The sequence below is a fragment of the Clostridium acetobutylicum ATCC 824 genome (assembly GCF_000008765.1).
GTDB classification, from domain to species: Bacteria; Bacillota; Clostridia; order Clostridiales; family Clostridiaceae; genus Clostridium_S; species Clostridium_S acetobutylicum.
Window position 1 is genome coordinate 3,650,935 of the sequence record NC_003030.1, and the last position, 25,731, is coordinate 3,676,665.

At 30.8% G+C, this 25,731-nt stretch carries 21 protein-coding genes and 1 riboswitch; of the genes, 7 read left to right on the forward strand and 14 right to left on the reverse strand.

Annotation, left to right across the window (positions count from 1 at the left end; all coding sequences use genetic code 11):
* Positions 1–49: 49 nt before the first annotated feature.
* Positions 50–225: riboswitch (Lysine riboswitch) on the reverse strand.
* A 31-nt stretch (positions 226–256) separates the two neighbouring features.
* The 5 genes from CA_RS17760 to CA_RS17780 all read right to left on the reverse strand — a co-directional run bounded on the left by CA_RS17760 (position 257) and on the right by CA_RS17780 (position 5,123).
* Entirely contained in the window at positions 257–1,192 is a 936-nt protein-coding gene (locus CA_RS17760) for a tRNA dihydrouridine synthase (protein WP_010966723.1), read from the reverse strand.
* 274 nt (positions 1,193–1,466) lie between these two features.
* Positions 1,467–1,856, reverse strand: coding sequence for a DUF1284 domain-containing protein (locus CA_RS17765; RefSeq protein ID WP_010966724.1), 390 nt, complete (start codon positions 1,854–1,856; stop codon positions 1,467–1,469).
* Positions 1,853–2,392, reverse strand: coding sequence for a biotin transporter BioY (locus CA_RS17770; protein ID WP_010966725.1), 540 nt, complete (start codon positions 2,390–2,392; stop codon positions 1,853–1,855). The genes CA_RS17765 and CA_RS17770 overlap by 4 nt, the downstream gene beginning before the upstream one ends.
* A 158-nt stretch (positions 2,393–2,550) precedes the next feature.
* Positions 2,551–4,008, reverse strand: coding sequence for a WD40/YVTN/BNR-like repeat-containing protein (locus CA_RS17775; RefSeq protein WP_010966726.1), 1,458 nt, complete (start codon positions 4,006–4,008; stop codon positions 2,551–2,553).
* A gap of 317 nt (positions 4,009–4,325) precedes the next feature.
* The gene (locus tag CA_RS17780; protein WP_010966727.1) at positions 4,326–5,123 is read right to left on the reverse strand and encodes a helix-turn-helix domain-containing protein; all 798 of its coding nucleotides are present in this window, start codon (positions 5,121–5,123) and stop codon (positions 4,326–4,328) included.
* A 444-nt stretch (positions 5,124–5,567) separates the two neighbouring features.
* On the opposite strand from CA_RS17780, the gene CA_RS17785 reads away from it, so the two are divergent.
* Entirely contained in the window at positions 5,568–6,596 is a 1,029-nt protein-coding gene (locus tag CA_RS17785) for a cell division protein FtsZ (protein ID WP_010966728.1), read from the forward strand.
* A gap of 207 nt (positions 6,597–6,803) precedes the next feature.
* Here the strand turns inward: CA_RS17785 and CA_RS17790 are convergent, their stop codons facing one another.
* Both CA_RS17790 and CA_RS17795 read right to left on the reverse strand, forming a co-directional pair.
* Complete coding sequence (locus CA_RS17790; RefSeq protein ID WP_010966729.1) at positions 6,804–7,301, reverse strand: hypothetical protein; 498 nt, start codon at positions 7,299–7,301, stop codon at positions 6,804–6,806.
* Between the two features lie 259 nt (positions 7,302–7,560).
* Positions 7,561–10,290 (reverse strand): hypothetical protein, encoded by a 2,730-nt coding sequence (locus CA_RS17795; RefSeq protein ID WP_010966730.1) that lies wholly within the window; start codon positions 10,288–10,290, stop codon positions 7,561–7,563.
* Between the two features lie 472 nt (positions 10,291–10,762).
* On the opposite strand from CA_RS17795, the gene CA_RS17800 reads away from it, so the two are divergent.
* Complete coding sequence (locus CA_RS17800; protein ID WP_010966731.1) at positions 10,763–11,551, forward strand: SDR family NAD(P)-dependent oxidoreductase; 789 nt, start codon at positions 10,763–10,765, stop codon at positions 11,549–11,551.
* A gap of 69 nt (positions 11,552–11,620) precedes the next feature.
* Here CA_RS17800 and CA_RS17805 read toward each other — a convergent pair whose 3' ends face one another.
* From CA_RS17805 to CA_RS17815, 3 genes are all read right to left on the reverse strand, one after another.
* Positions 11,621–12,328, reverse strand: a complete 708-nt coding sequence (locus tag CA_RS17805) for a DUF362 domain-containing protein (protein ID WP_077836359.1) — start codon at positions 12,326–12,328, stop codon at positions 11,621–11,623.
* The gene (locus CA_RS20275; protein ID WP_010966732.1) at positions 12,325–12,654 is read right to left on the reverse strand and encodes a DUF362 domain-containing protein; all 330 of its coding nucleotides are present in this window, start codon (positions 12,652–12,654) and stop codon (positions 12,325–12,327) included. Before CA_RS20275 ends, CA_RS17805 begins: the two co-directional genes overlap by 4 nt.
* 121 nt (positions 12,655–12,775) lie before the next feature.
* Complete coding sequence (locus CA_RS17815; RefSeq protein WP_010966733.1) at positions 12,776–13,312, reverse strand: cysteine hydrolase family protein; 537 nt, start codon at positions 13,310–13,312, stop codon at positions 12,776–12,778.
* Between the two features lie 126 nt (positions 13,313–13,438).
* Between CA_RS17815 and CA_RS17820 the strand changes: the two genes are divergently transcribed.
* Both CA_RS17820 and CA_RS17825 read left to right on the forward strand, forming a co-directional pair.
* On the forward strand, positions 13,439–14,317 hold the full coding sequence (locus CA_RS17820; protein ID WP_010966734.1) for a LysR family transcriptional regulator: 879 nt from the start codon (positions 13,439–13,441) through the stop codon (positions 14,315–14,317).
* A 69-nt stretch (positions 14,318–14,386) separates the two neighbouring features.
* Positions 14,387–15,271: a VOC family protein gene (locus CA_RS17825; RefSeq protein ID WP_010966735.1), complete on the forward strand. Its 885-nt coding sequence runs from the start codon at positions 14,387–14,389 to the stop codon at positions 15,269–15,271.
* Positions 15,272–15,572: 301 nt separating this feature from the next.
* On the opposite strand, the gene CA_RS17830 is transcribed toward CA_RS17825, so the two are convergent.
* Positions 15,573–16,694 (reverse strand): GIY-YIG nuclease family protein, encoded by a 1,122-nt coding sequence (locus tag CA_RS17830; RefSeq protein ID WP_010966736.1) that lies wholly within the window; start codon positions 16,692–16,694, stop codon positions 15,573–15,575.
* A 173-nt stretch (positions 16,695–16,867) separates the two neighbouring features.
* Positions 16,868–19,906, reverse strand: a complete 3,039-nt coding sequence (locus CA_RS17835) for a cellulase family glycosylhydrolase (protein WP_010966737.1) — start codon at positions 19,904–19,906, stop codon at positions 16,868–16,870.
* A gap of 432 nt (positions 19,907–20,338) precedes the next feature.
* On the opposite strand from CA_RS17835, the gene guaC reads away from it, so the two are divergent.
* A complete protein-coding gene (gene guaC, locus CA_RS17840; RefSeq protein WP_010966739.1) occupies positions 20,339–21,322 on the forward strand; it encodes a GMP reductase in 984 nt (327 codons plus the stop codon).
* 76 nt (positions 21,323–21,398) lie between these two features.
* Here the strand turns inward: guaC and CA_RS17845 are convergent, their stop codons facing one another.
* Positions 21,399–22,436 (reverse strand): helix-turn-helix domain-containing protein, encoded by a 1,038-nt coding sequence (locus tag CA_RS17845; RefSeq protein WP_010966740.1) that lies wholly within the window; start codon positions 22,434–22,436, stop codon positions 21,399–21,401.
* Positions 22,437–22,732: 296 nt separating this feature from the next.
* Here CA_RS17845 and CA_RS17850 point away from each other — a divergent pair, with 296 nt between their 5' ends.
* Together CA_RS17850 and CA_RS17855 are read left to right on the forward strand one after the other, a co-directional pair.
* Positions 22,733–23,350, forward strand: a complete 618-nt coding sequence (locus CA_RS17850; protein WP_013913621.1) for a TetR/AcrR family transcriptional regulator — start codon at positions 22,733–22,735, stop codon at positions 23,348–23,350.
* An 81-nt stretch (positions 23,351–23,431) separates the two neighbouring features.
* A complete protein-coding gene (locus CA_RS17855; RefSeq protein WP_010966741.1) occupies positions 23,432–24,841 on the forward strand; it encodes an MDR family MFS transporter in 1,410 nt (469 codons plus the stop codon).
* Positions 24,842–24,955: 114 nt separating this feature from the next.
* Here the strand turns inward: CA_RS17855 and CA_RS17860 are convergent, their stop codons facing one another.
* Complete coding sequence (locus CA_RS17860) at positions 24,956–25,687, reverse strand: MerR family transcriptional regulator (RefSeq protein ID WP_010966742.1); 732 nt, start codon at positions 25,685–25,687, stop codon at positions 24,956–24,958.
* Between the last annotated feature and the right edge of the window lie 44 nt (positions 25,688–25,731).

The window sequence follows — 25,731 nt, forward strand, 5'->3', positions numbered from 1 at the left end:
GGCATTAAAACACATATTTAATAAAACAAATATACGTTGTTAATTCCACACCAATGATAGTTCTCCACAATTATACTTTGTGACAGTTTTGCACATATTTTATACAAACCCAGCAGTACAGCATTAAAGCATTAGCTATACGCTTCGGCAAAATTTCCTTTTAAACTGCTTCATAGTGCTTGTCTCCACAGTTCTACTCTTAAATTTTGCGCCTCTACCTCAGTTATTCACTTATTTTTTTAGTATACACTATACTTTAAATTAAGTCAAATTCTCCAAATAACGCTGATATAATAGCCTCATAGTCACGTAGTCTGTTTGCCTTTCGTATTTTCTTGGCAAATTTATCGCTATCCTTAAATAAATGTATCATATAAAACCAGATTTCCTTCATTTTAAATAGCACATTTTTTTCACCAGAGAGAATATCTTGATACTCTTCATAAATTGCATCATGAAATTTCTTTAATACCTCTTTCTCTAGGACATTATTGCTATTAATTTTCTTAATTATATTAGGATTTGAAATAATTCCTCGCCCTAACATAACTACACCTAAATTCGAAAATTCTTCTATGAGCTTAATATAGTCATTACTTTGAAAAATATCTCCATTGTAACACACTGTACTTTTACTTAACTCTAAGGCATCCTTAAACACCTTCATATTAGGTTTATTATTATAAAAATCTGTTTGTATTCTTGGATGTATGATAAGTTCTTCCAATGGATATTTATTAAATATTTTAATTAGTTCATAAAATTCATCCGGAGAATCTTTTCCAATTCTTGTTTTTATAGAAATCTTAGCAGGTGACTTTGAAAATATCTTCTCTAAAAATTCATCTAGCTCCTGCCTTTTTTTAAGAAATCCGGCACCTCTACCTTTTGATACAACTGTACCAGATGGGCAGCCCAAATTCAGATTAACTTCACTATAACCTAAATTCATTAATTTCTCTGTAGTGAAAATAAATTTATTCGCGTCATTAGTGAGTATTTGAGGTACTAAAAAGGTTACCTTGTTATTTTCCGGAAGTACATCCTTTAGTTCTCTTGAAGTTAAGCTTTTACTACTTGTAGGTACAATAAATGGTGTAAAGTATTTATCAATTCCACCAAAAAACTTCTCATATGCATTCCTATATATGTACCCAGTAATGCCTTCTAGTGGTGCAAAATAGTATTTCATATAATAAACTCTCCTCATACTGATTTTTAAGCAAATTCAAATATAGTTGTTTTTTAAGTTCGGTATCCATAATTATCTCCTCTGGTAGCCGTATAGAATAAGTATAACATAAGTATATGAAACGCTAAATAAACCTATATTCTTCTCTAAATTTGTTCATAAAAATCTAGAAATACGCACCTCCTATATACTTATAAGCAAAATAAATATTATACGTAAAAAAATCAGGTGCTACCTTCTTACAGTAATTACACCTGGCCTTTTAAACATAAATTTATAAACTTAGGATACTAGTTTTACATTTACTATTTTCGTACCACACACACTGACCACAAATATCCTTCATTACTCCTTCGTTTATATTTAACCTTAACTTATTTACGAGTTCATTATATGTATATATCTTTTGTTTTAATTTCAACACACGAATTACTTTATTATCTATTGCCATTACTTTTTCGTTGCAGCCACAGTTATTGTCCGATATTTTATTAGGACAACTTCCGCATACATCATCCGTAGAAAAAACGATTTTAATTTTAAGATTATCTTTTTCCTTAAGATCCCTATATATATTGTCCATATTATCAATAAAGTCTTGACTATATCCTTTTCCTTCATAACCTTGAAAGCACATTATATGATGTGGTCTCAATTTTATCATGCTAGTCCCCCCGATATTATTCTGCTTCGTATATTAATACCTATTATAGAAACAATTATAATCTTAAGCATATCAAACAAAATAAATGGTAAAACTGCAGTCTTAATTGCCAAAGCAAAGGATATTTTTGTTACCAAAACAAGCCATAGAGCTCCAAAAACATAGCAAACTACGCTTGCCAAAACCATTGATATTATGATATAGGCTTTTGTTCTACATTTATCTGCAACGCATCCAACAATAAGAGCCATAAACGGAAATGCAATGATAAATCCTCCTGCAGGACCTAAAATAGCACCAACGCCTCCCGTAAAGTTAGCAAAAACAGGTGCGCCTATTGCCCCTAACACAACATATACCAGCTGAGATATAAAACCTTTTTTAGCACCCAGTATAATTCCCGCTAAATAAACAGCCATAACCTGCATTGTAAAAGGCACTGGACTAAATGGAAGCTGAATAGATATTTGTGCTAAAACGCAGCTTATTGCAGCAAATAGAGCGCATAATACTAAATCCTTAGTTGATATTTTCATAGTTATCCCCCTTATTGTAAACCATATTTATAGTTTAGGTTTACAATATAATTATATACTTATTGCTTTCACTGTCAATATTTCTGACAAACAAAAAAGTCTCTGCTTTACATAGCTATTATGCTTTTTATATGTTAACAGAAACTTATTTTTGTTATTTAGTTTTTAGAGACCTCTTTTATATACTGCCAGGTTACTCCATTATCGCTTGATTGGTACAACGCCTTACTTCTATCTCCATCTGAACCTTGACCCACTAAAACCTCAAGCTTTCCGTCTTTTTTATATGGCATTGCTGGCAAATCAAATCTACTATTTGTCTTTATATCAGGGAAACTTACTTTTGTGTATGATACTCCGCCATCGGCTGTGCGATATAAGTCTCCATTGCCTCCTCCATTATATGCTAAGCATAAAAATCCAAGCTTATCATTTAAAAAGGTTATACCATCGGCTGTTCCAACAGCTCCATTAAATGGATCATCATTTATGGTTTTCCAATTAGCTCCATCAGTAGTTTTATTTAAAGAATACGATCTATTACCTAGGGCTGCCGCAGTTACCTCCAGGCGATATCCAACTTTCTTTGATAAATAAAACTCGCCCCAAGAATTCCTAGACTGTTCAAATTTCTCTTTATTATTAGAATCTGAAGTTTTGATATTTCCTATACCATCTACTAAATTATATCTCACAGGAGTATATATATTTTCTTTTCCAGGCACAAATACAGAAACAATATACCCTATTTCTTCAGAAAAGTCATTTCCCTTTGGAGTAAGCTTTCCTTTTGAACTAATATTAACAATACCCTCTGCATTATATCCAAAGCTTCTTTTACCATAATAAAGAATACCATACTTCTTTTCGTTCCATTTGCTAACTGTCTTCTTAAGATGAATTACCTTCATAGTCTTAATTAGTGGTTCGAAAAGCTTGTCTTTACTATAATTGGCATCTACATGTCCATTTAAGTATATAACTATATCACTTGACTTTTTCATGTCATAACTAATCAAATAACTTTCGAGCTTGTCTTTATCATTTTTTCCATAAAGATATGTATCAAACGCTGTTATTCTCCCATTAGCGTCAAACTTAAGACTAAAACTGCTTTGAACATATAATTTTTTGGGCATACACACCTTTTTATCAATATCCTGAAAAATACCATCTATGCCATATTGGTATATATTATTATGTTCAAACGATACAGTCCTCTTGTTTTTTAAATCTTGCAAAAACCAAGCCAACTTTCCATTATAATTTATAGCACTATGATATATTTTTGCTCCATAAAAGCAGGTTATTACAGCCAAAGCTATAGCTACTAAACAGATAAACTTATTTTTTAAACGCCAGTAAAACTCATATATATCCTCTATCTTCTCCAAGGAAAGTTTCCTTTTCCTTATGATTCTAATTATCCAAATTATAAACCAGACTAAAAAGAATATCATCGAGACAAATAATACCTTAATATTTTTATTGTCTCTTCCACTCTTGCACAAAGTATATAATTCATAAAACGAGATCCAATACACTAAGACGAACATCGTACAACTTAAAATCGATAAAATTAATTCTATTTTTGTAGTTTGCTTATATTTTTTCACTTTCATTCCACCTTATTCATTATAGAAAGTATAGTAGTAATACCCTACACCTAATTAAATTATATAACAAAATTCAAGTAAAATTTTAAGAAAAGTATAAAACTTATTTATTCAAGTTCGATAATATAGTTAGATAAAAAAAAATTGCATAAAAAAAAGAGGAAGAACGCCTATTATTATGAGACTTCTCCTTCATACATATATTCAATAAATAAAATATCATTATTTCTAAAATTATTCGCACGTTTATAACGGACTCAGTAAAATTCCAAAGTCCTTCAATGCTTAATCTATTTATAATTTATTTTAGGCCACAATTACTTATTATCATTGCCAGAGAATATCTTCGATAAGAATCCTGATTTTCCCTTCTCCATTTCTTGTTCTAAAGAATAAGCTTGTGCCATTATAGTTTGGTATTTTTTAACTTCATTAATTATGTTTTCTTCTCTTTCTACATACATTTCACTTAATTTTTCAAACTCTGCTTTCATACTACCTTCTGCTGAAAGCTTTTCAGTTAATATCTGATCTATCTTTGAATATAATTCATCACCTAATGAATTATTGTTATCTTCACCAAGCTTAGTGTTGATTTCTCCCAATATATCTTCTTTAAGTTCTTTAATTTGTTTCTGCTGTTCTTCTTTAATAGCTCCTACAATTTCCTTACAAAGCACTTCATTATTTTCTTTAATTTTATTATCTAAGTACTCTTTTAGACTATCAAATTGTTCATTTTGAGCTTTTGAAACTGTTTCAGAGATCTCATCAAAAGATATTGAAGAAGCCCCCGTAGATGTTGCTACTTTCTCACTATCAAAAGATACACCTTCACAATACTTTTCAATTTCTTTAATAGTCAATCCTTTATTTTTTAAGTTAATTAAGAATTCAAGCTTGTCTATATCTTTATCTGTGTATGTTAGTTCTTTATCTGATATTTTTATATTTAAAATACCATCAAAAACATTAGTAAAATATAATATAGTACCTTCTTCTTGTTCTAATAAAGTGGCTACCTGACTAATTGTGTAATATAATATTTCACCACGTTTTCTACCGCTTACTACATCCACCTCTTCAACTTCCATAGTATTCTCTTCAGAGTTCATAATGTTTTAAATCCCCTTTCTCATCTTTTAAATTAAATACGATATAAGATAAATTCTTCATCAAAAACACGGTTGAATTAATACCTCACTCATTACATTATAATATAACTTATGATAAAAATACATTATTTTTTACAATTTTAATTCAAAAATTTATAATTTTACTTTAAAAACTTTTAAATATAGTGTAAAATTATGTTATTGTATTATAATTTATCATGAATATGAGTTCATTAATATAATTTGACTTTAATTGATAGCGAACCTAGTATGAAATTATGTTATTATAATATAATTTGTCAAAAGATACATTAATTTCTACATAACGTCTTGATGATTAATGATTTTACAATGATATTTTAAATTTAATCAACAAGAGTTTAAGAAATTAAATTCTTAAGTATAAATAATTAAGTATAAGAAAAATGGAGGATTAGATCAATTATGGAAAAAAGCAAAATGCTATTAGTTGGATTAGGACAAGGCGCAGGAAATGTTGTAGATGGTTTATTGAGCAAAAATAGCTCTTACAATGGTTTATTTTTTAATAGTAGTTCATTAGACATTAGACCATTAAAGAATGCAAACATAGGTAAAAACGTTTATCTATATCCAGGTACTGACGGCTCAGGAAGAGACAGAACCAAATCAAAAGAAATGATAAAAGATAATGCAAACGCAATAGGAACTTTACTAAAGAAATATCCTCAAACAGAAGTTATGGTTATTTTTGCAAGCTTTGGAGGCGGAACAGGTTCTGGAGCAATAAAAACATTTATTCAAATAGCTGCTTCTGCTATACCAACTACAAAAATAAATGTTGTTGGTATCTTACCAAGCTTATCAGAAGATCAGTTAGCATTTAAAAATGCTTTAGAGTGCTGGAATGATATCAATAGTGTAATGCATTTAATTAACGATATTAAATTTGTAGATAACAATAAGAGAAATACATACACAGAAATAAATAACGAAGTAGTTGAGAGCTTAGACTTAGCATATAACCTAATGGGTGTCCATGCTGACGGAAACATTGACAAAAAAGACTCATTCAGAATAAATACTGCTGATGGAGCTGGTGTAGTTTTAAAACTTTATGATGGATTAAAAGACGCTAAAACCGCTATAGATTTTGCTATAAAGAACAGTGTATTTTCTCAACCAGATACATACGATTGTGACTATTTAGGAATAAATTTAAAAATAGATGGTTATGATGCAAATGAAATCGGTAAATCCTTTGAGGTTTACAGAAGTACTTATGTAACTTATAATAATTCATTCAACGTAATTGTTCTTGGAGGATGTGAGACTCCTACTGAATCAATTAAATTAATAAAATTAGCACTAGATGATAAATCTAAAAGAAAACAGTCAAGAGATAAAGCAAGAAGTGTAATCATAGATTTTGACGACGAAGGTTCTAATAACGAAAATAATTCCGATGACACATTAGAATTTTCTTTTGAGTAGTTAGATACTATTATCTGAAATGCAAGTGCGCAGTTACTTACAAAAATGATTTTACATTCCATTTTTGAGTATATATTTTGAAAATATGCATGTCAAGAAACCTTTATGTACAGGTGCTTTTTGGCATGCTAAATTTTTTATAACTCTAATTTTGTAATTACTCAAATAAATGTGTTGTAATATAACTTTTGTTTAATCTAACGCACCCTAGTCCATAAGATCTTTATGCGAAATGTTTATATGTGGATTAGAATCTATTTTTATGTCAAATTTACCTTTAGAATTATCTCCAACAATTCTAACAATATATTCTCCTCTTCTATGTGTAGTTAAATGAAAAGTTGACTTTTTCACTGATTTATGAATAGCCATACTTTTATATCTAGAATCTAAAACTACTATATACAATTTTCCTTTAGTGATTTTAGAACTATCATGTATAGTTATTTTTGTCCCCTTACTTGCATTAAAATGAATTAGTGACCATCTACCATTAAATCCAGCAAAGTCAAAGCTTTTACCATCATCTGTATTCTTTTCGTTCTGTAAATATTTAAAGCTAGGCATATCCTTCCTTTCTGTCAAATACTCACTTGAATCTGAACTATTAAAATAACTTTTATATATTTGAAATACACCAAAAAATACTATAACTATTATTGCGCTTATTAAAGAGCCTTTAATTATTGCTGTTCTTCTTCTCATCGATTTACTATCCCCCAATTAATGCTTTTAGGTATTTGGTAATATCTCTTAAGTACCATATATCTAAATTTTACTATCAATATAAGACTTTATTTACTAATTATAACATTAAATGGTGAAAAGTTAAAAGCTACTTTATTCAAAATAAGTATTATGTCTCAGTTTATAGCATTCGTGCATCCATATTTACATAGTCTATTGAATACATCTCAAAAAACAAAATTCCCGAACTAAAAGTTCAGGAATTTTAAATCATATTTTATACTGCTTTATATTTTTCAATAATTTCATTTTGTTTTTTTCTGTAGTTCTCTATTCTTTCAAGTTCTTCCTCTCTATCTAAATTTGTTATTTGTGATATGTTTTTATCTGCTAATATTCTCTTTCTTTTAGCATCGTAAGCCTTCTTAACTTCTTTAAAGTCCTTTTTATTGCTTATATTTAATTCGCTTAACTCCTCTTTTGCTTGATTATATGCTTCCCTTTGTGATTTTAACGTATTGGCATAAGAATTTACATAGAAGGTATCACTAACAAAGCCCATCATATATCCGTATCTGTTTACTATATTTAATTTTTCCTTAGCTTCCTCTAGCTTTCTTCCTTCTTCCTCCAAGTCAATCATTTGCTGCTTTAAATCTAGTACTTTTTGAACTTCTACTATTCTATTTTCAATAGTATGTAACTTACTTATGTCTTTAAATTCCTCAACTATAGCTTTGTCCATATTTGCCATAGCTTTTTCAGTAATTTCTCTTATTTGATTTTCCTTTAATGAATTGTATTTCCTTGAATATCTTTCTTGATCTATTGGGTTATACATCTTTGATACAAAAACAAACTTCTCTTTCATATAGTTTATCTTATCATCAATTTCACTCTTACCTAGAACTCCAAGTGAACCAATCTCTTTATCTAATATCTTTATATCTTCATCTATTTTTTTCACTTTTTCTTCACAAAAAGCTTTCATATCTTCGCTTATAGTGTTCTTACTAATAGATTTAAGTTCATCTTTAGCTTTAAGGCTGCACAGAAGTTCCTTTTTCAATTGTTCTAAAGTCTTCTTTTGAGGCTTATTCTTTTGTGTATTATTTTTAGATTGTCCATTTTTTACTGACTTGTTTTTATTGTTTTTGTTTTCCTTAACTTGCTTTCCCTTATTTTTATTATCTGCTGGTTTTACTGTTTTGTTATCCTCTTGCTTGTTATTTACATTTTCTTTTGGTAAACTTTCTTCTTTTACGATATCCTTATTTTCTTTTAATTCATTTTCCTTATTTATGCCGTTTTCGTCCTTCTTTAATAATTCTTTTTCATTTATAGTATTTTGTATTTTCTTTGATGAGTCCTCTTTAACTTCATCGGCAAAATAAGTTTCCATATTAACATTCAATATATCACTGTTCTGCTTAATGATATCGTCTCTTTTAGCTTTGTACTTAATTATCTTGCTATTCTCTTTTTCAGCATCTAAGCTTGCTATATCTGATATATTTTCAGCTTCTATAAGCTCTTGTTCTTTATCATCGAATATAATTTTAGCTTTATCGTAGTCATCCAAATTACTTATATTCATTGATTTTAATTCATCCTCAGCTTGGTTGTACTCTTTTATTTCTTTTTCATATTTTTTCTCATAAGAATTTTTGAAAAGTTCATTATCTTTATGTTTATTTCTAGTAACCATTATAGGTTTATATTTTTCAAGTATATCAAGCTTCTCCTTAGCATTTTCTAAAAGCTGAGCTTCCTTTTTCAATTCAACTAAATCCTTTTTTAGTTTTAAATTTCTTTGAATCTGATCCATTCTGCTTTCTATGTTATACAATTCACTTATAGCATTTAAATCACTATCCATATTTGAATTGACATCTTCCATAGCACTTTTAGCGATTTTCTTTATTTCATTTTCTTTATTCATATCATTTAATGGATGATTTGGTTTAAGATATCTTTCTTCATCCTTAAGCTTTTGTATTAAATATTCTATATTATCGTCTACGCCTTCTTCAATAATGCTAATTGCATTAATTTCCTTATTTAATCTTTTTATATTCTCATTTATTACTTTTGTTTTTTCCTTGTAAAAATAACGCGTAATTTTATCTTTATCACATGCGATAATACTCTTCAATTCGTCCTTAGCCTTAAGGTTACAAATGAATTCCTTTTTTATCTTTTCTAATTTTCTTGTACCAATATCCTTATACTTTTGATATGCACTATAAGAATCTGAAATTTGATTGCTATCTAAACTAATATCATTTTTAATTTGATCAAGTTTTTTTATTTCGTTTTCAATAGTTTTAATTCTTTCTTCTAGCTCAGCTTCTTCTTTAATATCTGTTGTGTTTAAAACTTTCTCTTTGATTTTTTCATACTTACCTATGTTGTCCAAATTTTTATTTAGTACATCTTCATCAAATCCGGACAATTCATATTCTTTATATATGCTATCAAGAGCCTGAAACGCTTTATTAGCTTCCTCTAAACTTGATCTTTCTTGATTAAGTCTAATTAATTCATCAGTTATTTTTGCAATTTTACTTTGCAATTTCTTAATTGTTCCAGTAAAATCCTCCTCGCTTGGAAACCTTCCATAAATCTTACATAATTCTTGTACCTTTTTATATTCCACTGCATTTACGCCTTTTATTTTTGGAATCTGTTTGTCGTTAGCCTGTTCACTCGCTGCTCCATCACTAGAGTAGTAGCCATCCAAACTTCCTTCGTAATCTACTTCAATATAGATACCAAGTAATCTTTCATTAACAATTTTTAATCTAACGTTTACAGCCTCACCATTTATACTATGTTTTAACAGCAGAGGATACTGCAAATTTTCTTCTAGATTAACCTTACTTTTTTCATCCATTATCTCTACTAAATTTGAGTTTTTTATCTCCTCTATTGTCATCAATGGTTTAATTAAATATTTTTTATTTAATGCCAATTCCACTGTATCTATATTCGTTTTTGTCTCCACTTTATCATCTCCTTTTTTATCCCATAACTAATGGGTTGTAATGTTAACTTTTATAAAAGTCATCATTACAACTACTTATATTTGAAAATCATCTTACAAATATAAGTGCCCTAAGATTATTTTACTATTTGTTATTTTATTTGACAATTATTTTATTACAATTAATTCTATATTTCATGTTTTTATTCTATAAAATTCATATAAACACCTACATTATCATTAAATTACATTTATTCAATAATGTAATTTGGTATTAATATCATAATTTATTTAATTTCATTATATATACATTTATAAATTTAAATCCCATATATAATAAAAGCTCTCATCTAAATACCTCCAATATCTTTATACCTAATATAAAATATTTACCAGTCATAATATTTCATATATTAAGTACATAGATAATATAATCTTCATATAGAAATATTTAAAAACCTGAAAGTACATTAACATTAGGGAGAGCGATATTATGGAAAAAGAATTATTAAATCAAGTTGCCATTGTAACAGGAGGTAACTCTGGTATAGGAAAAGCTATTAGCTGTGAGTTAGCTCTAAGAGGGGCTACAGTTGCAATCCTTGCTAGGAATAAAAACAGAAATGAAGAAACTCAGAAGGAAATCATAGCCAAAGGTGGACAAGCTGAATGCTACAGCGTTGATGTATCTGATACTAAGGCAGTTAATGATGCTGTTAATCAAATTTACTCTAAATACAAACAAATTGATATATTAGTTTCTAATGCGGGAAATGCTACCCCTTTGGAATACGCTACCAAAATGTCTGTAGAAAATTTTCAGTCAGTCCTCAAAACACATTTATTGGGAGCCTTTAATTGTGTAAAGGCATGTGGAGAAAATATGAGAAAAAGAAAATATGGTAGAATCGTAATAATATCATCAGTAGCAGGTTATCATGGATTTGCAGGTCAAATGAATTATGCCGTTGCAAAGCATGGTTTAGTTGGCATGGGCTATTCTTTAGCAAAAGAATTTGATGGCTCAGGCGTTACTGTCAATGTAATACAACCTGGAATTATTCCTACGCCAATGTGTGAAGGTGTTATCGAGGTTGCCAAAGAAGAGCTTTCACCTGAAAGAATAGGAAAGCCAGAAGATATAGCCTACGCCACGGCATTTTTCTGTAGTCCAAGAGCAGGCTTTATGAATGGAACTCCACTAGTAATTGATGGAGGCTTAGTTTTAGAAACAAGTGTTGATAGAGCAGTAAAACAGCTGCTTAAAAACAATTCTCTATAAAGATTATCTTACAAAACAGCAAAAAGAAACTACCAAAACTTACTACTTCCTGTTCTGGCAGTTTCTCTTTTATAGCTCAATCAATTCATACTCTCTACTTCCAAGTCCTATACTTGCAGCATACTCTAGTGTATTTCTTCCCCTTTTAAAAACAGTTCTGCCCTCATTTTTATCAAGAATATCAAGACAAGCCTGATCAATAGCTACAGGATCCGTAGATGCAAAAATACCTATGTCCTTAGCAATATGTTTCATTGGATGTCCTTCACAATCGCAATTTTTAGTTATGTTAAATGCAAAGCTTATGTATATGTTATTTTTACCTTTGGCCGCTGCATATGCATACTCAGCTAGTCTTTCGTTGAATGATTTTGTAAGTGAAGCAAACCAACTGTTCGTTATTGCGCTAAATTGACATGTTGCCATACATGAAGCACAACCAACACATTTGTTTTTATCAATTTTAGCCTTCTTATCAACAGTTATAGCTGATTGTGGACACTTATTAGCACAAGCTTTGCATGCTCTGCATTTTAGTCTATTTATCTTAGGTATACTATTTGCATGCTGTGCTAGCTTTCCTCCCTTTGATGCACAGCCCATGCTAAGCTGTTTTATAGCTCCTCCAAAGCCTGCAAGTACATGTCCTTTAAAATGACTTAACACAATTATTTGTTTCTCTTTAGCTATCTCCTTGGCAATCTTACAATAATCGAAATTCTTTTTATTTATCTCAATAAGTTCGTAATTTTCACCAACCTCACCATCAGCTATTATAACAGGAACTTTAGTAAAGCCATGTTCTTCAGCAACCTTAAGAGATGATTATCTATTGAATTCCTCTGACCTTTGTATAGTACATTAGTCTCAATAAATGCCGTATTAATTCCTTTTTCTTTTAAGTAATCTATTATTCCATCAAAATTCTTAGGTGCAATGAAAGTATTATTACCTTTTTCCCCTAAGTGAACCTTTAATGGTATAAACTTTTCTAGTTTTACCGTTTCTCTTTTCTCAATAGTAAAAAGTAATTTAACAGCCGCTTCGTTTATCTCTTTAGTTTTAGAATAAGAATCAATAGCTTTAAAGTAAACTTTAGGCAAAATAATTCCACCTCCATAACATTCTTCAACTTATAAAAATGATAGCATTCACAATCTCACTTATCAATAAGTTATTTGTTATTTATGGTAAACTTTATATATGAAACTAGTTAGTACACCTTTAGTCAATGATAAATCTATTTAGTGTGTCCTCCATGGAAATCACTCTAGCAAAACGTTTATTCCAAATCTTATAATTGTAAAATTTATAGAGCTTTTCTCCAGATAAATACTCGTTATCAAAGGTAGTATTTGTATCCTTCGGAATAATTACCTTGTATTCATTGTCAAAAGCACTTTTCAGTGTAGCATCAATACAATATTCTGTTTGAAGCCCCACTAATATAATGGTATCAGTATTCTTACTTTCCAAATACTCTTTTAGGTCTGTTCTATGAAAGGCACTATTATACTTTTTTTCTATAATGAACTCCCCACTTTTAGGCTCAAGCTCACTATAAATTTGCCATCCCTCTGTACCTTTCTCAAGCTCTGTTCCTTCTCCATCATCGTGTCGTACATATACAACCTCTTTATTGTTAGCCCTTGCCATTATAATAAGTTTTTTAATGTTTTCAATTACATTCTTATGATTATAAGGCTTCTTCTTGATTAATCCATTCTGCGCATCAACAACCATCAAAACAACATTATTCATATGCTTTCTTCCCCTCTTTATAAATCTATAATAATTAGATTATAAAGCAGGTTTTTCTATTTGTATAACGAATATATTCAATAGTATTTATCGAAAATAGGAATTATACGAGGAGCGATCTATATCATGGACTATGAGCTTTTAAAAACCTTTATTTGTCTAGCTAAACTAAAAAACTTTACTAAAACAGCAGAGCAGCTTCATGTGGTTCAATCCACTATAACCAGCAGAATAAAACATCTAGAACATACTATTGGGGAAACACTTTTTATTCGTACAAATAAGAAAGTACTGCTTACAGGTGCTGGTGAAATTTTTCTTCCTTACGCTAAACAATTATTGAGCATACAGGAAACCGCTATTTCTCGTCTTCACACTTTAGAATTATTCAAGGACACACTAAATATAGGTGCTGTTCATTCCATTTACGATTGCCACGTACAAAACATGATTCTTAAATACATGCAGAGAAACAAAAAAATTGCAATAAAAATAACTATTGAACACAGCGAGGAACTTATACAAATGCTTCACGATAATCAACTAGATGTTACCTTTACATATTTGGATATTAAATCTTCTCAATTTATATGCAATCCTTTCTATACCGATAAAATTATATTAGTTACAGGATCCCAAAATAATTATAATGAACGTGGCATTACAAATGATGAACTTAGAAGTCTGCCTTTATTATCCTCTGCAATTTTGACAGAAGAATTTCAGGAATGGTTTTACTCAATTTTTCCAAGGAACTATATTTACCCATTAGATATCAATATAAACAGTAATATCGTTACATTCTTAAAAGATGGAATTGGCTTTAGTTTTATGCCAGAATCTGCTGCTAAAAATTTTATTGAAGAAGGGTCTCTAATAGAGGTAAAGCTTCTTGAGAGTACACCACCAAGTATGAAAAGCTATGTTTTACTAAACAAGCAACGAATTAATTCAGAAGCAGTACATTCCTGGTTAAATGAATTTCCTACTCTAACAAGCACATAATATGATTTAAATGAGGTTAATTAGGAATACTAATATGTATTATTAATATTTACAAGGAAGGTGACTATTGTGGAAAAGATTATACCTCATTTATGGTATGACAAAGAAGCTAAAGAAGCTGCTGAATTTTACATAAGTTTATTTGAAAATTCAAAGCTTTTAAACACTGCAGTTTTAGATAATACTCCTTCAGGTGATGCTGAAACGGTTAATTTTATTCTGGCTGGCTTACCTTTTGCAGCCATAAGTGCAGGTCCATTTTTTAAGTTTAATCCCTCTATCTCTTTATCAGTAGCTTGTAGTTCTAGACCTGAAGTCAAAAGACTTTGGAACGCTTTTTCAGAAGGTGGCACCGTATTAATGCCCTTAGACAACTATCCTTTCAGCGCTTTATATGGCTGGGTTCAAGACCGCTATGGACTATCCTGGCAGCTAATTTTACATGACTTTGCTCCAATAACTCAAAAAATAACACCAAGCTTATTATTCTCCGGTAGTGTTACAGGAAAAGCTGAAGAAGCTATGGAATTTTATACGAGTATATTCGAGAACTCAGAAATAACCTTTATTAATAGATATGCTGAAGGTGAAGCAAAAGCTAAAAATGCAAAAATTAACTTTGCCTCCTTTAAACTTAACAATACAAATTTTTCTGCTAGTGATAATGGATTTGATACAAACTACTGTTTTAATGAAGCCTTTTCTTTAATAATCAATTGCAAAAACCAAAGCGAAATAGACTACTACTCAGAAAAACTTTCCCATGTTCCAGAAGCCGAGCAATGCGGTTGGGTTAAGGATAAATACGGCATCTCCTGGCAAATCATCCCACGCAGTATGAATGAAATACTATCCAGCGGTACTAAGGAGGAAATTAAAAGAGTCACAGATGCTTTTTTAAAAATGAAAAAGTTTGATATAGATGCTTTAGAGAAAGCAAAACGTGGCTATTAATAAGCTAAATGCAGTTCTTTTTAACTATGTAGTTACTGTATAAATAGCTAATAAAAGTAGACTCAACTACTGTGAACCTCCTGTCAATAAGGCATCCAGGAGGTTCAACTTATTTTTATATACGTTAGCCGTCATATAAAATCAACGCAAAATAAAAACAGCCAGTAAGGGGGAACAAACTGACTGCCTGTATATTAAGTTAATCTATCAACTACTATATTTATATATTAATACATTATTGTGACAATTAAGTTACAACAATGTGTACATACTGTGTTAATTTGTTACTTTTCTTTTAAATTCAAAGATCTCTTTTAAAATTAAAGTTATCTTCATTATTCGTTATACTATAAATAACTTCATCAACGGCTCCACCAATCCTTAAGCTATCACTATCATTAATCCATTGTTCCTTAATAGCTATGTACCTACAAGTGCTTTCTTTGCTTTTTAAATAATTATATATTATATGAACCTCATCTATTTCATTCTTACCTACATTAACTATATTATTCAAATCGCCACATAAATGCAGCATAATTTTAAGCTTAATTTTATGCTTTATTTCCTTAACGCTAAAATCGCTAAGTTTGTACTTTTCACAAAAGAGCAGTTTGTTATATCTTAATAAAAAGCACTTAATTTCCTCATTGTTTAAAAGCTCTACAAGAACTATATTCTTATTTTCCTCTATGAAATTAATAATCTTTGCAGTGCTAGTTAAATAATTTATTGACTTTATAAAGTCTCTGTATTTAGCTGCATTTTCAAAATCAAAATTGTTAGAGGCAATATTCATTTTCTTTTCCATTTCCCCTACAATAGTAATATCCTTTCCACTAAGCAGCTCAATTATTTTTTCTATTAAGCTAGAATAGTACTCAAAAGAAGGATTCGCTGTACACATACCAAGGCATAACCCCGTAGAATACTTCAAACAACCTGAAGCCTTTTTTGAACTATTAGTGCACAAAATTTTCATGTGTTCCTTTATACCATATAAAGCCTTTTCCACAGTACTTTTACTAGTATATGGACCAAAGTATAAACTTTCACCAACTCTTTCATCATTACTTTTAATTTCAACGCTTGGATATTTCTCATCCAGCTTTATTTTGATATAGCAATAACCTTTAGGACTTTTCATTTGCCTATTATATATTGGTTTTATCCTTTTAATCAATTTACATTCAAGAAGTAAGGCCTCAAATTCCGTGTCTGTTACTATATAATCAAAATCCTTAAGATTTTTAACTAGTTTCAATACCTTTGAAGAATGTGATTTAGAATTTACAAAGTACGATTGAACTCTACTCCTTAAGTTCTTAGATTTTCCTACATATATGATGGTATTCAATGAATCTTTCATTAAATACACCCCTGGTGCAGAAGGCAGTTTTCTTATTTTTTCTTTTATCTCCAAGGTTATGTCCTCCTAAAGACATTTATTGTCTACATTTTATCATACAATTACTTCTCTCTACACAATATAATATAGGCATTGGCTCCATAATCCACCTTATTGCCATAATATAAAAACAAGAAATCCACTTATAATAAATGGATTTCTTGCTTCATTATTTAACGTGCTATAGTTTAAGCTCCCTTTGCTATTTTCTTCATTAACGCCATAAGATCAGCTCCGCTAACTCTTCCGTCATTATTCATATCTGCACTAGTCTTGTTTATTGTTACAGCTTTTCCAGCAAGATAGCTTCTAATTAATGTAATATCAAGAGAATCAACGACTCCATTACCATCTACATCACCTAAAAGAGCTGCACTTGAATCTTTATTAACCTCTACGGTTGTTGTAAGTGTTTTTGTAGAATTCCCTACTGTTACTGTTGTCGTAATTGTTGCTGTGCCAACTCCAGTTGCAGTTATTTTTCCATCTTGAGACACCTGTGCAATTTTATCATCACTACTCTTATAGCTAACTGTACACGTTGAAAGTCCATTATCTACTATCTTCTGTAAGTCTGTAGGTAATGTTACCGAAAGAGAAGACGCATTTTTTGTCACACTATCAAAATATACGTTTGCTTCATTAATAGTTGCAGCACTTACCTTTTGTTCTAACTTCTGTGCATATACTTTGTAAACTTTTGTTACTGTTAGGTTAGTCCCTTGGTCTCCGATATAAATAGTCTGGATTCCTGGTAAAACTTGACCATAAGTATCGTAATTTGCAAGAGCATTTTTATATGCACTTACTATATCTTTAAGAGTATAATACGCTATACTTTGAGTTCCGCTTGATTTAGTTATTGCTGGATTTACTGTTACCCAGTTTGTACCAGTTAAGTTCCCTTGTAAAATTAATTGAGGTGTTTTATCACTTGTGTACTCTACAGCTATTGCTAAGTTGTTTGAGAAATCATCGTCAACAAAATCTAAGCCATAGTTAAATGAAACTGCTTGTCCCCAATTTTTAGATGTTGCTGTACCACTAAACAATGAATTTTCATCATAATTAGAATTATCTTTCGGATTATTCCAACCATCTAGCATTGCTTGTACTATTTCTGGATATACGAACTGAAGAGTTTTTCTATTAAAAATACCCATTGAATCAGTTGAGTTAGGAGAAAAAGCATTATTATCCCACCAACAGCATGGTATTCCGTAACTACTTGCTACCTGTAAATAATATTTTGCAAAATTAACTCTATCTTGTAAATTATTTTTATCTGTAGCTGCAAACTCACCTACAACAACTGGAATTCCCTTTTTTATGAAGGTCTTATCTAACAATCTAAAAGTTTTATCAATACATGCTTTATCAGCATCACCAAAGGTAGAATAGGATCCTTTAGTTGTATCTGTATTCATAGCAAAGTTATATGGTATATATGCATGAATAGATACTGCAACATTAGGATCATTTGGCACTACCATAGCTGCAACCTTAGCATAATCAGCTGATGCACAGTAAGTAGGCATCATTACAAGTCTCTTTCCGTTATTTCCACCAGTTGCACGTATTACTGATAATGTCTTTGCATTATATTCATTTACAACATTATAATATGATGAATTACCTGTCCAATCGTCGCCCGTTCTTGGCTCATTTATTGTTTCAAAAATTAATTGGTCGCCATAATCTTTAAAGTGATCTCCAACCTGTTTCCATATAGCGCTTCCTTCATTAATAACGCTGTCCTTGTTTTCTGCATTCATTTCACCTTGTATTTTATTGTGGTGAATATTTATAATTGCATACATACCATTAGCAAGCGCATAATTTACAACTGTTTCAACACGTGACATATAAGCTGGATCAATAGTATAGTTAGAATCAGTATAGTGCTCATCCCATCTTACAGGAATACGAACTGTATTAAATCCAGCTTTCTTCATCTGATCAATCATTTTCCTTGTTGTTGCTGGATTTCCCCAGCCAGTTTCTCCACCGGCAGATTCTAAACTATTTCCTAAATCCCAACCAACCTTCATATCTTTTACTAAATCCATAGAAGAAAGACCTCTCATTGTTGTTGGGTAATGATAATCTGATGGAAATTCTGGTGTTGGTGGTGCAGCTTTAGTATACTGATAATCTGATAAAGTAATATCAGCTGTAACACCTGTAATCTTGTGCAAATAATTGGCTTTCTCTGTTGCATCCTTTGGTAAATAGTCGTTTAACAAAACTTGAGTAGTATTTCCTGTAAGTCCCCAAGAAGATTTTGTTGCAGTATACGCTTCTGAATAATCCTTATCTAAGTTAATTACAAGATCATCATAACCATCTGCTTTAACTGTAACCGTACCAACATGGAATTTTAATGTACTTGAATCCCCCTCTGCAAGGTTTCCGTCCGAAATGTTTATACCAAAGTTGGCAGTAGAATTTGACTTTGCAAATGCATTCTTAGTAGAATCAACACCTTTTAGATTTGTTACATCTTGATATACTAAAGTAGCCGTATCCCCTATATCCATCCATGTCCAATCATCAGTGTTTTGTGTAAAGGCACTAGCATAAATTTTTGTTAATTGCCCTTTTGTTGTATATATTGATTGTCCTCCTGTTGCTGGTGCTGGTGTTGCTTTAGTATATTGGTAATCCGATAAAGTGATATCAGCTTTAACACTTGTAATCTTTTGAAGATAAGTTGCTTTTGCTGAAGTGTCTTTTGGCAAATAATCATTTAGTAAAATTTGAGTAGTATTTCCTGTAAGCCCCCAGGAAGATTTTGTTGCAGTATACGCTTCTGAATAATCTTTATCTAAATTAATTACAAGATCATCATAGCCATTTGCTTTAACTGTGACCGTACCAACATGAAATTTTAATGTACTTGAATCCCCCTCTGCAAGGTTTCCGTCCGAAATGTTTATACCAAAGTTGGCAGTAGAATTTGACTTTGCAAATGCACTATTAGCATCTACCGCATTGAAATTTGTCACATCCTGATACACTAGACTAGCAGTATCCCCCATACTCATCCAAGTCCAGTCATCAGTATTTTGTGTAAAAGCACTGGCATAAATCTTTGTCGTTTCGCCTTTCGTTGTGTAAATAGATTGTGCGTCGGCATGTACTTTAAGAGAAGTATTTCCAACAGCACAAGTGAATAACATAGCTAAACCAGTTACTAACGATGTTATTCGTTTTTTGTTCCTCATCTCAAATCATTCCCTTCATATATCTTATAGAAATTATGTAAAAACATATGCATAATTATGCCTATGTACTTACCAAAATATTTAATGTAAAGATATTTATTTACGCCATAGTTATGTATTATTTTACCACTATACCCTTTCAGTGTAAACTTCTTGATTATATACATAATTTCTATTAATTCTTGTTGTATCTTACAACCTTCTATTTATTAAGATAAACGCTAAAAAGCTAACGTTTATAAATATTTCTAGTAATTACTTTATACTTTTTTAAGTAAGGCTGTATACTTTAACATTTTAGTAAGTTATTATTATTACATACTTCTTTTCTACATCATTCACTATTAATCTCACTAAAATTTTGCATAATATAAATAAATTTTCAAACACTATTATAAGCTATCCTTAAAATTTATATATAGAGGTGTACCTATGGAAAGTGTATTTGATTACGAAGATATTCAACTGATTCCCGCAAAATGCATTGTACGTAGTCGATCAGAATGCGATACAAGTGTAATATTGGGAGAGCATAGCTTTAGACTGCCTGTTGTACCTGCAAATATGCAAACTATTATAGATGAAAATATAGCACTCTTTCTTGCACAAAACGGCTACTTCTACATTATGCATCGTTTTGAACCAGAGAAACGTTTATCCTTCATAAAGAACATGAAATCAAAAGGGCTCTTTGCATCTATTAGCGTAGGCGTTAAAAGGGAAGAGTATGATTTTATAAAACAATTGGCACAGGAAAATCTTTCCCCAGAATATATCACTATTGATATCGCGCACGGCCATTCCAACACAGTAATAGAAATGATACAGCACATAAAAAAATATTTACCTAAAAGCTTTGTCATCGCAGGAAATGTTGGAACTCCAGAAGCCGTAAGGGAACTTGAGCATGCTGGTGCTGATGCTACAAAAGTTGGTATTGGACCGGGAAAGGTGTGTATAACTAAAATAAAAACCGGTTTTGGAACTGGCGGTTGGCAATTAGCTGCATTACGTTGGTGTTCAAAGGCTGCAAGTAAACCTATTATTGCCGATGGAGGTATTCGAACTCCTGGAGATATAGCTAAATCAATTAGATTCGGAGCCACCATGGTTATGATTGGTTCGTTATTTGCAGGACACGAAGAGTCTCCAGGAGAAACAATTGAAAAGGACGGAAAGCTGTACAAGGAATATTTTGGTTCAGCCTCAGAATTTCAAAAAGGAGAGAAAAGAAATGTAGAAGGCAAAAAAATGTTTGTTGAATACAAAGGTCCACTAAAAGATACTTTGATAGAAATGGAGCAGGATCTTCAATCTTCTATTTCCTATGCCGGTGGAAAAAGTTTAGACGCAATTCGTACTGTAGATTACGTAATTGTAAAAAATTCAATCTTTAATGGTGACAGAATTTACTAACTATCTCTAAGGAGGCTTCCTATAACACGGAAGCCTCTCTTATTATTATAAAACCTCTTTAGTATTGTATATAAGTCTATTTTAAAAGCGACTTTACCCTAGGATCATCTTTCACAAAATCTAGAGCTTTATCTTTTATGATTGACATTCTTACAATTTTTTTATACCTATCTTTATCCAAACTATTAGTCACTTCTATTTTTCTATGTTTATATAGTTTTGATCTCATAAAATTATTCATGCTGTCTGCATTATCTATCATATTTCTGATAAGCTCTACAGCTTTTTCTTCATCCCTTTTTTCCTTTATTAAAGATAATTCTAATGTATATTTGCTGTATTCCCCCAAATCAAACACCTCAACCAGCTTCTTAGCTCTTTGTGTATATTCTTCCGCTTCACTAAATTTATTTTCTTTTAATAACATTCTTATTATTAAAACCATCGCTCCCAATGATTCCTGAGCATTGTACAGCAGTACTTCTTCACAAGCACCATAGGCTTTATCGAATTCACCACTGCTTTCAAGTAGAAGTAACTGCTGAATTTTTTTATCACTCCCTAGTTCCATATCAGGAACTTTATCTAGTATTTCCTTTGCTTTTTTATATTCTTTTTTATCTCGGTATACTGCCGATAAAAATATTTTAGCCATATCTGCTGTCTTTTCATTTCTACTTGCTGCCACAATTTCAGCCCAAGCAATAATTTTGTCCTCGTATATATCTTTTTTCTCAACCTTAGCTGTAACTAAAAACAGCCTTAATATTGATGATATTCTCAATATCAGCTCATCGCAGCTCGAATATTGCTTTATTAAATCACTGCCTTTTTCAAAAGCCTTTTGATATCCTTCTTTTTCTACTATCTCACCAACGCTTCTTCCTAGTTTATTTACTTCCTTTTCTGTTAATTCCTCATTGAATGCCAGCAAAGTATTAACATCTATTTTTAAAATACGTGCAAGAGGTGCTAGCAGTGTTATATCTGGATATGTTATTCCATTCTCCCATTTGTTCACTGCTGGTGTACTTATATTTAAATAATTGGCAACCTGCTCTTGAGTAAGATTTTCCTTTTTTCTATGACTTCTAATAATCTCACTTATTCCCATAAAATTAACTCCTCCATCTATTTACAGTCTCCGTTAATTAAAATCATATCAAAGCTTCACAATTTAAACAATTGAACCATTTTCATTTTTTATTCATCAAACTTAACCGTTAGTTAATTTTTATTATCCTCCAAAAATATCTTAAAATTTACTTATTAACTTTAAGATACTATACAAACATTTAATATAGTGTCCCAAATTATAATTGTTTAGTTTATAATAATATTATTAAAAAAACTTACTAGTCTATAACTTAGATTATCTATAACTCATATATTACTATTTAGGAGGTTATTATGAACGAACCAATAACTAAAAACAAAATTATTAACACATCTTGGGAACTGCTTAGACAAGAAGGTATCTCAGGTTTCTCAATGAGAAAATTAGCTAAAGGTGTTCAATTGACTGTATCTTCTTTGTATTATCATTTTGAAAGCAAAGAAGCTTTATTTAGTGAAATGATAAATCAAGCTAGTGGAAGAATTGCTTATCCTATAGATGAAAAAGAGTGGGATATGCGTCTAAAGAAATACGCAGAAAATATTTTAAGTATTTTAAATGAGTATGACCAGTTAGCCCAACTATTGATGATGTATCCACCTATGAGCTCTAATTACTGCAAGCTATTAGATAACTTATTAAAAATCGTAGAGGGGCTAAGCTTAAGTGAAGAAAGTAAATTGTATGCCATTAACAGCTACCTAAATTATATCCTTACTTTTAAACTAGATAGTGATAACTTTTCTCATAACGCACAAGTAAACTCAGATGGTTTTTCTGAAAGTAACACACCCTATTTATATAAATTCAAAAGAGATGGTCTTTTTAGCAAACTTGGGAGCCATGAGATGTTCCAATTTGGAATAAATATTTTCATTGGTGGAATTAAGGCATTAGAAAAAAATCTTTAAAAAAGAGATTTTTTTCTTTACACACTTATCGAACAGTGTTATTATAATTGCAGAACGATGTTCGATAAGGAGGTTACAATAATGAAAACAAAAAATTATTTTGATTTAAAAAAAGTTTTACCTGCGGTTTTAACCATTGCAGTTGGTATGTTGCTTGTCATGATGGATACAACAATTATGAATGTAGCTTTACCTCATATTCAATCAACTTTCAATACTAATCTCGCTACCTCTCAGTGGGCAATAACAGCCTATACTTTAGCAATGGCCGCTGTAATTCCTTATTCAGGTTGGCTAGCTGATCGTTTTTCTGCTAAAAAAATATTTGGTATTGCTATCTTATTTTTTACTATAGCATCACTTTTAGTATCAATTTCAACAAACATTGAACAAGTAATTTTTTATAGAATTTTACAAGGTTTATCAGGCGGAATAGTAGGTCCTATTGGTATAGCAATATCCTTTAAAATTATTCCTATTGAAAAACGCGGAAGTATGATGGGGCTTTTAGGATTACCCATGCTCCTAGCTCCAACCATTGGACCTGCATTATCTGGATTCTTAATCAAATATTATAATTGGCATACAATCTTTTTAATTAATATTCCAATTGGACTTTTATCTTTAATACTTGTTTTCTTGTTTTTACCTAACTTTAAAAGCAAACACAATACCAAAATTGATTTAAGAGGTGCATTTTTGTCCCCGTTAGCTTTTCCACTGCTAATCTACGGGGTTCACGTTGGTTCTGATAAGGGCTGGCAATCTCCTATATCTATTATATCTATAGCCTTAGGTTTTCTCATGTTGCTTACTTTTATATTTCTAGAAACCAAAACCCAAACTCCATTGCTTGAAGTTAAAGTTTTTAAAATATCCGAATTTCGTAAAGGCATTATCCTTATGTGGCTTAACCAAATTGCAGTTTTTGGATCAATGTTACTAATTCCTTTATATTTACAGAATATACGTAACTATTCTTCGCTTGAAGCTGGCTTAATGATGGTTCCTCAAGCAATCGCAAGTTTTATTGGTATGACAGTTGGCGGGAGATTATTTGACAAGTACGGTACAAAGTCCGCAGCTATTCCAGGCTTTCTACTAACGGGCTTTAGTTTAATATTATTAGCTCAAATTACAAACACTACTGCACTAGCCTATTTGATAATCTGCATTATTCTTTTAGGCTTAGGACAAGGGCTAGTAAATATGCAAGTTAATAATCACGCTCTGCAATCTGTACCCTTAAATTTAATCAACCGAGTTACCCCAATGACAAATGAATTACTACAAGTTATTAATTCACTTTCAATTGCCTTCATCACAGCATTTTTATCTAACCAAATTAAAACAGCTTTTAGAAAACATTCTTTAGCCGTATCAGGGAATATTGCTTTTCATAACACCTTTATACTGTTAACAATATTTATAGCTATCGGTTTAGGTTTAACTTTCTTCTTAAAAAACAAAAAATCCAAAGAAGCTAGTTAGCCTATGTTATTAATTTCATTCATATTTAAAGGGCTGTTGCAAAACTATTTTTTTAGTTTTGCAACAGCCCCGTCTTTATAACTTTTCAAATAATTGCATCTACAGATTTTATAGTTATTTCTCACAGTAAATTTTAATTGCTTTTGAAATGAATTCTGCTGTCCCTTCACCATTACTGTCAATGTTTTTCTTAAAACGCTCATCTTCAACATACATATAACCTAGACCCCTTAGAATATCATTTGTACAATTATAAAAGCTCTCTGTAATAAATAACTGCCACTCTTTAACAAGTTCCTGAACCTCTTTACTTTCAGGCGCTTTATCCCTATTATCAGCAAAAGCCTTTAATATATTCTTACATTCATCGTTTATTTTTTGCCACTCCTCTCTACCGTAATTACTGGTTTTCTTCTCACTTTCGATATAAGCGTCAGAACCTCCAAAACGCTCCTTAACTTCTTTTGCATACTTCTTTTTAGACTCTTCAATTTCGGTCATATCAAATTCTTCAAAACTCATTTTACCTTCTCCTTTTATTGTATTTTCTACAAGAGTTATAAGCTTATCAATTCGCTCGCGCTTTTTAATAAGTAATTCTTTTTGCCTTTTTAATGCTTCTGCTGTGTCATATTGAGAACTTCTCATTATTTCTTTAATTTCATTAAGAGGAAATTCCAGTTCTCTAAAAAATAATATTTGCTGTAATTTAGAAAGGCTATTTTCATCGTATAAACGATATCCTGCTCCTGTAATTTCACTAGGTTTAAGCAATCCTATTTCATCGTAATAATGCAGCGTTCTTATGGTAATGCCAGTCAACTTTGCAACTTCATTAATCTTCAATTTTAGAAATCCTCTCCTTTCTTTCAGTATAGCTATACAATACA